Origin of the sequence: Delftia sp. WSY_16 (assembly GCF_043104415.1) — a bacterium.
Lineage (GTDB): Bacteria > Pseudomonadota > Gammaproteobacteria > Burkholderiales > Burkholderiaceae_C > Comamonas > Comamonas tsuruhatensis.
In genome coordinates, this window is record NZ_JBICKS010000037.1 from 143,032 (window position 1) to 155,795 (window position 12,764).

The following is a 12,764-nucleotide window of genomic DNA, read 5'->3' on the forward strand; positions in this document are numbered from 1 at the left end:
AAGGGCCTATGCCGGCCGCGCCGCCCCGCACCGAGGGTGTCGTCCCCCTCCCGCGTAGCGAGAGAGGGCGCCGTGCACACGGGGGAAGCGGCGCAGCCGCTCAGGGGGTGCTAACCATTTCAGCTGCAGACAGAGACGACTTGAGCCGGCTGGCGGCTCAGGCTCACATACACATGGCCCACGCCGCTGTCGAAATACGCGGCCTCATGGCGGCCCAGCTCCACCGATTCGCCGTTCTCGAACAGGATGCGCACCCGGCCCGAGAGCACCATCACGAACTCCTGGCCCGCATGGCGGATGGTCTCCGAGAATTCCCCGGCCTCGCGCGCATTGATCACGGCCACCAGGGGCTGCATCTTCTTGCCCGGGAAGGCGCCGCACAGCACGCTGTAGAGGTACTGGTCGGTCTCGTAGCGCTGCACGTCCTCGAAACGGTCCTTGACCACGGTGGGCGTGTCGCCGGCCGCCTGCTGTGCGTCTCCGACCATGAACAGCCGTGTCATGTCGATGTCCAGCGCATTGCCCAGCATGAGCACCTTCTCGTAGCTCAGCGCGATCTGGCCGCGCTCGGCCTTGGAGATGGTGGACACGGCCAGGCCGCTGCTTTCGGCCACCTGCTGCAGCGTCAGGCCGCGCTCCTTGCGGGCCTTGCGCAGCTTGGCCCCCACTTCGTGCTTGCCTGCGGGCAGGGCGGCGGCCGTGCGGGCGCCCGGCAGCACGGCGGCAAGGACCTGGTCTGCCGTGGGAAGCGGACTGGAACGAGGGCTGGGGCCGGGACCAGGGGCGGGACTGGTGCGAGGACGGGGGCTGGGCATGAAGCGGGCGATCGGGGCTGGCGACCGCCCGATTCTAGGGTCAGGCCCGCCCCCTCAGGTGCCGCGCAGATCGGCCTGGGGCGCCCGCCTGCGGCCCATGCGCAGCCAGCCTGCCAGCGCGCAGGCCATGAGCGCGAAGCCGATGTAGCCATAGACCGGGTACACCATGCCCACCAGCGTGATGAAACCCGCGAAGCTGCCGCCCAGTGCCACCACGCCCGCCACGCCCGTGCCCCAGCGAAAACGCGGCGTGCCGGCCGGCAGGATGCGGGCCACGAAGGCATAGAGCATGCCCACGGCGGTGTTGAGGATCATGCCGAAGATGACCAGCGACATCAGGTGCCCCAGCCAGGGCGAGATCTGCGTGGCCAGCGCCAGCATGGGCATGGACAGGCCGCCCAGCGTGTCCATGCGCCAGACCATGGCGGCCGCGATCAGCAGCATCAGCAGGCCCAGCAGCAGCCCGCCGGCCACGCCGCCCCACAGCGCCACGCGGCGCGAGCTGGCCTGGCCGCCCATGATCACCAGGAAGGGCATGCCCGCCACCACGTTGTAGGAGACATAGAGCAGCGCCGCCACCAGCCAGTGCCCCGCACCCCGGGGCTGGGCGGCGGTGGCGGCCTCCAGCGCGGCCGGCTCGCCCTGGGGCGTCACCAGCACGTAGCCTGCGACCACCACGGTCATGAACACCAGCAGCGGCGTGACCGCGCCGATGAAGGCGATCACCCGGCCCACGTCCAGGCAGACGATGAGCACCGTGGCCACGGTGGCCAGCACGCTGCCCCAGACCTCGGGCAGGCCCAGCCACTGGTGCAGCAGCGAGCCTGCGCCCGCCAGCATGACCACCGTGATGGCGAAGAGGAAGAAGGTGATCAGCACATCGAACACCATGCCCACATGCCGGCCCAGCAGGGCCTGCACCACCTCCTTGTGCGAGCCGGCCTGCAGGCGCTGGCCCATGGTGGAGAACGCCATGGACAGGAAGACGAAGGCCAGGGCCGCCACCAGGCAGCCCGCCAGGCCGATGGCGCCAAAGCCCGCGAAGAACTGCAGTATCTCCTGCCCCGAGGCGAAGCCCGCCCCGACGATGACGCCGACGAAGGCGCCGGCAATCCTGCTCACTTCCTTGAATGCACCCATGCCTGTCTCCTTGGATTGTTGTGTGTTGCGGGGGCTGAAAAAGCGAAAAGGCAGGCGTCTCAGGCCGCGAAGCGCTCCGGACTCAGCCGCCGGGCATCGACGCCCTGGGCCAGCAGCTCGGCGGGCAGCGGCTCGCGCATCAGCAGCGCGGCTGCAGCGGCCGAGGCGCCGGCGGCCGTCTGTATGCCGTAGCCGCCCTGCCCTGCCAGCCAGAAGAATCCTTCACGGCGCGCGTCCCAGCCGATCACGAAGTCGTCGTCGGGCGCAAAGCTGCGCAGCCCGGCCCAGACATGGCGCGGCCGGCGTATGCGCAGGCGGGTCAGTGTCTCGATGCGGTCTATGCCCATGGCCACGTCCAGTTCCTCGGCCACCACGTCATGCGGCGGCACGGGATCGGCATTGGCGGGCGAGCCCAGCAGCTGGCCCGCATCGGGCTTGAAGTAGAAGCTCTCGTCCACACCGATCACGGCAGGCCAGCCGTGGATGTCCTCGCCCTCCGGTGCGGCAAAGGTGAAGGCCGAGCGGCGGCGCGGCTCGATGCCCAGCGGCTGCGCGCCGCACAGCCGGGCCACGGCATCGGCCCAGGCGCCTGCGGCATTGACCACGGCGCGGGCACGGACCTGCGACCCGTCCTGCAGCACCAGGGTCCACAGGCCCTGGCCATCACCATCCACCTCGCGCTCGGCGCCGGACAGTTCGGCGCCGCAGCGCAGCCGCGCACCGGCACGCGCCATGCCGCGCAGAAAGCCCTGGTGCAGTTCGGCCACGTCGATGTCCATGGCGTCCAGGTCATGCACGGCACCCACCAGCTGGCTCTCGTCCAGGCAGGGCACCAGGGTGCAGGCCTGGCGCGCGTCGATGCGCTCGGCGCGCAGCCCGTCGCGGCGGTACATGGCCAGGGCCTCGTCCAGCTGGGGCTCCTGGCCGGCCGTGCCTATGTAGAGCACGCTGCGCGGCTGCAGCAGCGCGTGCTCGCAAAAACCTTCGGGCGGCGCGCTGTAGAAGGCGCGGCTGGCGCGTGTCAGCGCGCGTATCTGCGCGGTGCCGTAGCTTTCCATGAACATGGCGGCCGAGCGGCCCGTGGCGTGGTATCCGGGCTGCGGCTCGCGCTCGAGCACCAGCACCGAGGCGCCCGCACCGGCCAGCCGCCAGGCCACGGAGGCGCCGGCCATGCCGGCACCGATCACGGCGAAATCCAGAACCTGGCTTTCCATCATCCATCGCTCCATTTTTTCCAATGAGAAAATTATCTGATAAGAAAAAAATGAGGCAAGCCCTTCTGACTCCTGGTTTTCACCGGGGGTCCGCACAAGCAAAAAAAAAGGACGGCGCCTGGCCGTCCCTTATTGCAACGCACGCCTTGTGCTCAGGCTGGCGGCAGCTTCCCGTCCCAGCCACCGGCCAGGGCCTGGTACAGCGCCACGGCAGCGCGCAGGCCGCGTGCGCGGCTGTCGGCGGCGGCGTCCTGGGCCGCGTAGAGGTCGCGCTGCGCATCCAGCACTTCGTACAGGCCCACGCTGCCCAGGTGGTAGCGGCGCAGCGCCAGCTGTTCTGCGCGCTGGCGCTGCTCGGCGGCCTGGGCCAGGTGGGCATCCTCGGTGCGCGTGCGCTGCAGGCGCACCAGGGCGTTCTCGGCGTCCTCCAGCGCCAGCAGCACGGTCTGCTGGTACTGGGCCAGCGCGGCCTGGGCGCCGGCCTCGCTGGCCGCGATGCGCGCACGCACGCGGCCCACGTCGAGGAAGGACCAGTCCACGCCCAGGAACACGCTGCTGGTGGCGCTGCCGCCCTCGAACAGCGCGCCGCCGTGCAGCGCCGTGCTGCCCAGCAGCCCGCCCAGCGACAGGCGCGGGAACAGGTCGGCCGTGGCCACGCCGATGCGCGCCGTGGCCGCATGCAGCCGAGCCTCGGCCACGGCCACGTCCGGACGGCGGCGCAGCAGGCCGGCCGGTGTGCCGGGGTCGATGGCCGGCGGCAGCTGCGGCAGGGCGGCAGGCACATCCAGCGCGGCGATCAGCGCCTCGGGCACCTGGCCCGTGAGCACGGCCAGCCGGTGCTGGGCCATGGCGATCTGCGCCTGCAGTGCCGGGATGCGCGAGCGCGTGGCCTCCAGCTGGGCCTGGGCGCGCGCCAGGTCGAACTCGGTGCCGCTGCCGTGTGTGAGGCGCAGCTGCACCAGGCGCAGCGTGTCCTGCTGGTTGGCCGCATTGGCTTGGGCCAGGGCCAGGCGCTGCTGCCAGCCGCGCAGGTCGGCATAGCTGCCCGCGACCTGGGCCGCGATGGCCACCTGCAGCGCCGCGAGATCGGCCGCGTCGGCGCGCAGGTCGGCACGCCGCGCCTCGATGTTGCGCCGCACGCGGCCGAACACGTCGATCTCCCAGCTGGCCGACAGCCCGGCCGTGTAGCTGCGCTGGCTGCGCGGCCCGTAGAAGGCCTCGCTCTCGCTGCGCTTTTGCTGCGTGGCCTGGCCCGACATCGTGACCGTGGGGAACTGGTCGAAGCGGCTTTCGCTCAGCAGCGCCTGGGCGCCGTCCAGCCGTGCCAGCGCCACCTGCAGGTCCTGGTTGCCGCCCAGCGCCTGCTCCACCAGCCGCGTCAGCTGCGGGTCCTGGAACTGGCGCCAGAAGGCGGTATCGGGCTCGGCCTGCGGGGTGGCCGGTGCAGGCTCGGCCCGCGCGAACTGTGCTCCGGCCTGCGGCGCTGCAGGCGCCTTGAAGTCGGGGCCGACCGCGCAGCCGGCCACAAGCCCGGCAGACGCCAGCGCCAGCGCGTGTCGGCTCAGGGATTTGCGGATTTCAGACATGGTGGGGCTCCAGGGGTGCGGCTTTGTCGGAGGGTGGGAAGGCAGGCGCGGCATGTGCAGGCGCATGCCCCGTCAGCGCCCGGCCCGAGAGCCGGCGCAGCGTGACGTAGAACACCGGCGTGAGGAACAGGCCGAACAGGGTCACGCCCAGCATTCCGGAGAACACCGTCACCCCCGTGGCCGCGCGCACCTCGCTGCCCGCGCCGCCGCCGATGAGCAGGGGCACGGCACCGGCGATGAAGGCGATCGAGGTCATGACGATGGGCCGCAGCCGCAGGCGGCAGGCCTGCAGCGCGGCATCGACGATGCCCACGCCGCGCAGCTCCAGCTCGCGCGCGAACTCCACGATCAGGATGGCGTTCTTGCAGGCCAGCCCCATCAGCACCACCAGCCCCACCTGCACGAAGACGTTGTTGTCGCCGCCGGCCAGCCAGACGCCGAACAGCGCCGCGCAGATGCACACGGGCACGATGAGGATGACGGCCAGCGGCAGCGTCCAGCTCTCGTAGAGCGCGGCCAGCACCAGGAAGACCAGCATCACGGCGATGGCGAAGACCACGGCCGCCGCATTGCTCTGCTCCACCTGCTGGTAGCTGAGGTCGGTCCAGGCCAGCTCGATGCCGCGCGGCAGCGTGCGCTGCGCGATCTCCTGGAGCTTGGTCAGCACCTCGCCCGAGGACAGCACGCGCGGGTCGGAGTCGCCGATCAGGTCGGCCGCCGGGAAGCCGTTGTAGCGCAGCACCGGGTCGGGCCCGAAGCTGGGCACCACGGTGACCATGGAGCCTATGGGCACCATCTCGCCGCGCGCATTGCGCGTGCGCAGCCGCGCGATGTCCTCCACGGCCTGGCGGTGGTCGGCATCGGCCTGCAGCATCACGCGCCAGACGCGGCCGAAGGCGTTGAAGTCGTTGACGTAGACCGAGCCCAGGTAGGCCTGCAGCGTCTGGAACAGGTCGGTCAGCGCCACACCCTGCGCCTTGGCCTTGGTGCGGTCCACCTTGACTTCGAGCTGCGGGATGTTGGACTGGTAGCTGCTGACCGGATAGGTCATGCCCGGCGTTTTGGCGATCTCGGCCTGGAAGGCCTGCAGCGCCTGCTGCAGCGCGGCGTAGCCCAGGCCCGCGCGATCCTGCAGGAACAGCGAGTAGCCCGAGCCGTTGCCCAGGCCCTGGATGGGCGGCGGCATCAGCGCGTAGGCGAAGCCGCCCTCGATCTGCGCGAACTTGGCGCCCAGCTCGGCATTGATCTCCTCGGCGCTGCGCGTGCGCTCGCCGAAGGGCTTGAGCATGATGTAGGAGCTGGTCAGGTTGGGCGTGGTCGTGGTCTGCAGCGCATTGAAGCCCGCGAAGGCAGCGACTTTGTCCACGCCCTCCACGCTGTGGGCCAGCTCCACGATCTGGCGCGTCACCTCGGAGGTGCGGCCCAGCGAGGCGCCCTCGGGCAGCTTGGCGCCGCCGAACAGGTACAGCTTGTCCTGCAGCGGGATGAAGCCGCCCGGCACGGCCTGGAACAGCACGGCCGTGCCCGCCAGCAGCGCCGCGTAGACCGCAAACACCAGGCCGCGGCGGCGCAGCGACTGCCCCACGGAGTTCTGGTAGCCGTGCGCGCTGCGGTCGAAGAAGCGGTTGAAGGGGCGGAAGAACCAGCCCAGGCTGCGGTCCAGCCCGCGCGACAGCAGATCGCGCGGCGCGCCGCGCGGCTGCAGCAGCTTGGCCGCCAGTGCAGGCGACAGCGTCAGCGAGTTGATGGCCGAGATCACCGTGGAGATGGCGATCGTCACGGCGAACTGCTTGTAGAACTGGCCCGTCACGCCGCTGAGGAAGGCCATGGGCACGAAGACCGCGCACAGCACCAGGGCGATGGCGATGATGGGGCCCGAGACCTCCTTCATCGCCAGGTGCGCCGCCTCCAGGGGCGTGTGGCCCTCCTCGATGTAGCGCTCCACGTTCTCCACCACGACGATGGCATCGTCCACCACGATGCCGATGGCCAGCACCAGGCCGAACAGGGTCAGCGTGTTGATGGAGTAGCCCAGCAGGTACAGCCCCGCGAAGGTTCCGACGATGGACACGGGCACGGCCAGCAGCGGAATGATGGAAGCACGCCAGGTCTGCAGGAAGACGATGACCACCAGCACCACGAGGATCACCGCCTCGATCAGCGTGCTCTGCACCGCCTTGATGGAGTCGCGCACGAAGACCGTGGGGTCCCAGACGGTCTCGAAGTTCACGCCTTCGGGCAGATCCCTGGACAGGCGCTCCATGGTGGCGTAGACCTCCCGCGCCACGCCCAGCGCATTGGCGCCCGGCGACAGGAAGATGCCCACGGCCGCCATCTGCCGCGTGTCGCTGAGCGAGCGCATGCTGTAGTCGCTGGCGCCCAGTTCGATGCGCGCCACGTCGGACAGGCGCACGACCTGGCCGTCGGCACCACCCTTGAGCACGATGGAGCCGAACTCCTCGGCCGTCTTCAGGCGGCCGCGCACATTGATGGACAGCAGCTTGTCCGAGCCCTTGGGGCTGGGCTCGGCGCCCAGCTGGCCGGCCGATACCTGCACGTTCTGCTCGCGGATGGCGGCGATCACCTCGGCAGCGGTGAGCTGTCGTGCGGCCACCTTGCTGGGATCCAGCCAGACGCGCATCGCATAGTCGCCTGCGCCGTACAGCGCCACCTCGCCGATGCCGGGGATGCGCGCCAGCTCGTCCTTGATCTTGAGCGTGGCATGGTTGCGCAGGTACAGCGCATCATGGTTGCCGTCGCTGGAGGTCAGGCCCGCATACATCAGCGGCGTGGACGAGCGCTTTTGCGTGGTCACGCCGTACTGGCGCACTTCCTCGGGAAGGCGGCTCTGCGCCTGGCTCACGCGGTTTTGCACGCGCACGGCTGCCGTGTCGGGGTCCACGTCGGCGCGGAAGGTGGCCACCACCTGCAGGCTGCCGTCCGAGGCCGCGACCGACTTCAGGTAGATCAGGCCTTCGACGCCATTGATCGCCTCCTCCAGCGGCACGGCCACCGACTCGGCGATCTCCTTGGGATTGGCGCCCGGATAGGTGGCGCGCACCACCACGCTGGGCGGCACGACCTCGGGATACTCGCCCACGGGCAGCTGCGGAATCGCAACCAGGCCCACGGCGAACAGGATGATGGAGAGCACGACCGCGAAGATCGGGCGGTCTATGAAGAATTTGGAGAAATCCATGGTGCGTCCCGGTTCACTGCGCGGCCACGGCCGACGCCTGGGCCACCGCCGCCTGCCCATCGCCGGGCGCAGGCTTGGGGCTGACCGGCATGCCGGGGTAGTAGATGCGCTGCAGGCCGCCGACCACGAGGCGGTCGCCCGCCGCCAGGCCCTTTTGCACCACGCGCCGGCCATCGACCATGCGGCCCAGCTCCAGGTCGCGGCGCTCGGCCTTGTTGCCCTCGCCCACCACATACACGTACTTGCGGTCCTGGTCGGTGAGCACGGCCTTGTCGTCGATCAGCAGCGCCTGCTGCCCGCCGCCGCCCTGCTCGGACTGCCCTGACTGCAACTGCACGCGCGCGAACAGGCCCGGCGTCAGCAGGCGGTCGGGATTGGGCATGCGGGCGCGCATGCGCACCGTGCCCGTGCCGGCGTTGAGCTGGTTGTCGGTGAAATCCAGCGTGCCCTTGTGCGGGAAGCCCTCATCGCTGGCCAGGCCCATGCGCACGGGCCGGCCCTTGCCGCCGTTGGCGGCGTTGGCGGCCTGCTGGTGGCGCAGGAAGCTGTGCTCGTCCGCATCGAAATACACATACACCGGGTCCTGCGAGACCACGGTGGTCAGCACGCTCTGGTCGGCCTGGGCCAGGTTGCCCACGGTGAGCAGGGCGCGGCCCGCGCGGCCGGAGACCGGCGCGCGCACCTCGGTGAAGTCCAGGTTGAGCCGCGCGGCCGCCAGCGCGGCCTCGGCGGCACGCACCTGGGCGGCGCTCTGGGCCATGGCGCCGGCACGCGTGTCGGCTTCCTCGCGCGAGACGGCATGCTCGGCCACCAGCTGGCGGGCACGCTGGTCCTGGGTGCGCGCCAGGGCGGCGCCGGCACGCGTGCGCTCCAGCTCGGCCTCGGCGCTGGCCAGGGCCGCGCGGTAGGGCCGCTGGTCGATCACGAACAGCAGCTGGCCCTTCCGGACCTCCTGCCCCTCGCTGAAGGCAATGCGCTCGATATAGCCCGACACGCGCGGGCGCAGCTGCACGGAGTCCACGGCATCGATGCGGCCGTTGAACTCGTCCCAGACACGCACGCTGGCCGGCACGACCTCGCTCACCAGCACCTCGGGCGCAGGCGGCGGGCCGTCGCTGGCATGGGCATCGCCCACGGCCTGCGGGCGGCAGCCGGCAAGCAGGGCCAGCGCCGCCAGGGCGCCTCCGAACAGGGCACGCCGCAACGGCGGCGGGGGAAGAACTGGCATGGATCGACTCTCCTTGAGGGGGATGGGCAAGGCCCTGCTGCCGGGGTCGGTGCAGGGCCGGAAAAAGGGGGGCTGTACCGCAGGCTCTGAAGGCCTTGCCGGCGGCTGCTCACAATGGGTTGCATTCTTCAAGTTCAAGTGAACTTGAAGTCAAGATCCAGCCACAAAGACACCACGAAAATTGAGGACGGTTTGCCAGGGGAATCAATGGCCGGATCGGACAAGCGCAGCGGCCATCGGCACTGCGGCGGGCGGCGCCCGCAGGGCATCGAGGCACTACACTGCGATGCCATCTGACCCTGCGTTGGCCAGCGGGAAACGACGGCCGCGAACACTTTGCGGCCCCGGTTGTTCCCGCCAGCCAACCCCATATGGAAAAGCACTGGATGCCTGCCGCATGAACCTGCTTGCTCAAGCCGTACTGTCCCGCCCGCAGGGACGCAATGAACGCATCAGCACCGTGACGTTGGTGGCCCTGGACCCGCAGGGGCGCGACGCGGCGGCGCGCCATGTCGTGACCTTGCAGGTCACGCAATGGAAGGCCGGCGTCGTCGCGCAGGTCGATGACAGCACGCTGACCCCGTTGCCGCTGGCACTGGAGCCTGCACGCCAGCGCGCACTGGCCTATCTGCGCCAGCGCCTGGCGGCCGGCGATGTGCTGCAGTCCCAGCAAGGTTTTGCCGAGCTGGATGGCGTGCAAGCCTTGCCCTTGGCTGGCCACGCCCAGGAACCGGCACCGCAGCCGCCACAGCTGCCGGAGTCGCCCGTGCAGGCCGCCGCCATACCGGCCCTGTGCCGGCGCCTGGACGGCAATGCCTGGCGGCTGAGGCCCGCAGGCCAGCAGGCGCGCCTGGTGTGGCGCCTGGCGGAATATGCGGATGCCGCGCGCGGCGGCGGCGCCCAGCGCCTGCTGCATGCGCAGGTGCCGCGCCTGGTGGCCCTGCTGGGCACGGGCGACGACCTGCTCGACTACTGCCTGGCCTATCTGGTGGGCCGCCTGGGCGATGGCGGCGCGGCGGTGGCCATGCAGGCGCTGTCGCAGCGCGGCGCCAGCGAGGCCACGCGCGACCTGGCGCACCAGGCCTGGCTGGCGCTGCTCGCGCCGCAGGAGCGCCAGGCGGCGCTGCAGGAGCACCGGGATCAGTGGGAGCAGTGGGAGCAGTGGGTACAAGGGGAGCAAGGGGCACAGGGGGAACAAGAGACACGCACCGCCCCGCCGGAGGACGGCCCGCAGGCGCAGCAGGCCGTGTTCAACGCCCTCACGCCCCAGGCGCTGCTGGCGGCCGATACGCTGGGCGCGCACGATGGCGCCGTCCACCGGCAGCTGCTGGCCTGGATGGAGCGCATCCCTTTCACACGCCCCTGGTGGCCTGCCATACGGCGCATCCACAAGCGTGCCGAGTGGCGGCGCGACCACGCCCTGCTGGCCGTGCTGCATGCCCGCTTCGATGGCCCGCGCGACGAGGGTGCCGTCTTCAGCCGCGACACCTCCCTGTACCTGCGCCTGCGCGGCTGGCGCCAGCTGCGGCGCATGGTCTCGGCCGGGCACAGCGAAGGCGCCGCGCAGGCCACGGCCCTGCTCCAGGCCATGGACCGCCGCTGCGCGGGCCAGGCTGCCTCGCGCTCCGGCCGCCTGCCCGAATCGCGCTGGCTGCTTGCCGCCCGGCTGCTGCTGCCGCGCTGGCCGCAGCTGCATGCCTCGGCACGCGCCCATGGCTGGTACACCGACGAGCCCCTGGACCTGCAGCAGCTGCCCGCGCAGCGCGTGGAAGGGCTCTCGCCCCTGTGGGACGCCCACCCCGAGCGGCTGCTGCAGCTGGTGGGCCGCTCGCAGTCCACGCTGCTGCTGTGGTCGCTCACGCGCGCCCTGCAGGACCAGAAGGCCTTTCTGGACAGCCTGGATGCGGCGGCCGCCGCGCCGCTGCTGCACCAAACCTATGCGCCCGCCGCGGCCTTGGGCCTGGAGATTGCCCAGCAGCGCATGGTCGCTCTGACCGACGATGCGGCGCGCCGCCCCTGGCTGCTGGCGCTTGCGCAATGCGGCGAGGGGCCGGCCGCCCGCTACCTGGGCGCCTGGCTGTCGCGCGACCGCGCAGCCGCCGCGCGCGATGCCGAGCTGGTGGCGGCCCTGCTGCTGTCGCCCGCCGCCAGCTCGCGCACGCAGGCACTGGCCCTGCTGCTCTATGCCGATGGCGCCGCCGTGGCCCTGGCCCTGCTGGCGGCGCTGCCCACGCTGGATGCGGACGGCGCTGCGCTGGCCGACATCCGCGATGCGGTGCAGGCCCTCTTCGCGGACAAGGCACCGCTGGTCGCGCACGCGCCCGGCGTTCCGGCCCCGCCGCTGCACCACCTGCTGGCGCATTCGGTGACGGCACTGGTGGAGATGGCGACCGCCTGGCTGCTGGCGCACCCGCAAGGCCTGCGCACCCTGCCTGCGGCGGCGCTGCGCGGGCTGCTGGAATCCGAGGAACCTGCGCGCATGGCCTGCGGCATACGGCTCATGGGCAGCCTGGCCGACGATCTGCTGTGCGAGCAGGCCGACATGCTGGCCGGGTTCGCGGTATCGCCCCATGCCGCCTTGCGCGCAGCGGCCGCGCCCCTGGTCGAGCGCCTGGCCGGCACCCCTCTGTACAACGCGCGCTGCAACGCCCAGATCGCCGAACGCCTGCACGAGGTGCTGTTCCGTGCGGAAAAGGCCGAAGGCGTCCACGACGCGGCGCTGCGCCTGCTCACCGGCCCGCTGGCCGCCGTGGCCCCGGCCCGCGATGCCTCGGGCATCTGGCGCGCCCTGCAGGCCCAGGCCACGGGTGCGCAACGCTACGGCGCCTGGGGCCTGAAGGCGCTGAACATCCAGGCCTACACCCTGCGCCAGTGGTCCACGCTGGCGCGGCATGCCGATGCCGATGTGCGCGCACTGAGCCGCCAGAGCATCGACACGCGCCTCACGCCCATGGAACAGACCCGGCCCGAGCAGGCGGAACAGCTGCTGCCGCTGGCCGACGCCCTGTTCGCCGACACCCAGCAGTACGCACGCGAGATGTTCGGCCAGCGGCTGCCGGCCAATGCGCTCACGCCCGATCTGCTGATCGGCTGGGTGGACCATCCCCAGTCCTGGGTACAGGCCCTGGGCCGCCAGCGGCTCGAGCAGCACATGAGCGCGCCCGAGGCCAGCCTCTACCTCGCGCGCCTGGCCCAGCACCCGGCCCCCGGCGTGCAGCTGTTCGTCACGCAATGGCTACTGGCCCTGCCCGACGAGCCCGCGCCCCAGCGCGCCACGCGCCTGCAGGAGCTGCAGCCCTACTTCCTGGCCGTGCTCAGCCAGGTGCACCGCGCGCGCGCCAGCAAGACGCGCGTGCTGCATTTCCTGCGCGGCCAGGTCGATGCGCCCGAGACCGCGGCCGTGGTCGCGGCCATCTTCGCGCGGCAGGTGGTCAGCGCCAGCCAGGCCGACCAGCCCGACTATGTGGCCGGGCTGCGCGACATCGTGCAGCGCCATCCCCATCTGGCGCAAAGCTTCATGCAGCCCCTGGCGGCGGAGCGGCGCGGCCAGGCCCCGTCTTCCACCTGAGCGCCTGTTCACAG

7 protein-coding genes are annotated in these 12,764 nt (G+C 71.2%); 1 reads left to right on the top strand and 6 read right to left on the bottom strand.

Annotated elements, in window-relative coordinates; all coding sequences use genetic code 11:
* Nucleotides 1-119: 119 nt before the first annotated feature.
* From ACF8O7_RS18650 to ACF8O7_RS18675, 6 genes are all read right to left on the bottom strand, one after another.
* Nucleotides 120-815, bottom strand: coding sequence for a helix-turn-helix domain-containing protein (locus ACF8O7_RS18650; protein WP_016447398.1), 696 nt, complete (start codon nucleotides 813-815; stop codon nucleotides 120-122).
* Nucleotides 816-869: 54 nt separating this feature from the next.
* Nucleotides 870-1,955 (bottom strand): hypothetical protein, encoded by a 1,086-nt coding sequence (locus tag ACF8O7_RS18655; RefSeq protein WP_126311585.1) that lies wholly within the window; start codon nucleotides 1,953-1,955, stop codon nucleotides 870-872.
* Between the two features lie 59 nt (nucleotides 1,956-2,014).
* Complete coding sequence (locus ACF8O7_RS18660; protein ID WP_016452211.1) at nucleotides 2,015-3,169, bottom strand: FAD-binding oxidoreductase; 1,155 nt, start codon at nucleotides 3,167-3,169, stop codon at nucleotides 2,015-2,017.
* A 152-nt stretch (nucleotides 3,170-3,321) separates the two neighbouring features.
* Nucleotides 3,322-4,755, bottom strand: coding sequence for an efflux transporter outer membrane subunit (locus ACF8O7_RS18665; RefSeq protein WP_017407368.1), 1,434 nt, complete (start codon nucleotides 4,753-4,755; stop codon nucleotides 3,322-3,324).
* Nucleotides 4,748-7,954: an efflux RND transporter permease subunit gene (locus ACF8O7_RS18670; protein ID WP_016452213.1), complete on the bottom strand. Its 3,207-nt coding sequence runs from the start codon at nucleotides 7,952-7,954 to the stop codon at nucleotides 4,748-4,750. The genes ACF8O7_RS18665 and ACF8O7_RS18670 overlap by 8 nt, the downstream gene beginning before the upstream one ends.
* Nucleotides 7,955-7,967: 13 nt before the next feature.
* Nucleotides 7,968-9,182: an efflux RND transporter periplasmic adaptor subunit gene (locus tag ACF8O7_RS18675; RefSeq protein WP_016447393.1), complete on the bottom strand. Its 1,215-nt coding sequence runs from the start codon at nucleotides 9,180-9,182 to the stop codon at nucleotides 7,968-7,970.
* Between the two features lie 397 nt (nucleotides 9,183-9,579).
* Between ACF8O7_RS18675 and ACF8O7_RS18680 the strand changes: the two genes are divergently transcribed.
* A complete protein-coding gene (locus ACF8O7_RS18680) occupies nucleotides 9,580-12,750 on the top strand; it encodes a hypothetical protein (RefSeq protein WP_392443981.1) in 3,171 nt (1,056 codons plus the stop codon).
* Nucleotides 12,751-12,764: the final 14 nt, after the last annotated feature.

What these genes read in the sequence shown, in the direction of transcription:
- ACF8O7_RS18650 (WP_016447398.1), bottom strand. Translation starts at nt 815, where the DNA reads ATGCCCAGCCCCCGTCCTCGCACCAGTCCCGCCCCTGGTCCCGGCCCC.
- ACF8O7_RS18655 (WP_126311585.1), bottom strand. Translation starts at nt 1,955, where the DNA reads ATGGGTGCATTCAAGGAAGTGAGCAGGATTGCCGGCGCCTTCGTCGGC.
- ACF8O7_RS18660 (WP_016452211.1), bottom strand. Translation starts at nt 3,169, where the DNA reads ATGGAAAGCCAGGTTCTGGATTTCGCCGTGATCGGTGCCGGCATGGCC.
- ACF8O7_RS18665 (WP_017407368.1), bottom strand. Translation starts at nt 4,755, where the DNA reads ATGTCTGAAATCCGCAAATCCCTGAGCCGACACGCGCTGGCGCTGGCG.
- ACF8O7_RS18670 (WP_016452213.1), bottom strand. Translation starts at nt 7,954, where the DNA reads ATGGATTTCTCCAAATTCTTCATAGACCGCCCGATCTTCGCGGTCGTG.
- ACF8O7_RS18675 (WP_016447393.1), bottom strand. Translation starts at nt 9,182, where the DNA reads ATGCCAGTTCTTCCCCCGCCGCCGTTGCGGCGTGCCCTGTTCGGAGGC.
- ACF8O7_RS18680 (WP_392443981.1), top strand. Translation starts at nt 9,580, where the DNA reads ATGAACCTGCTTGCTCAAGCCGTACTGTCCCGCCCGCAGGGACGCAAT.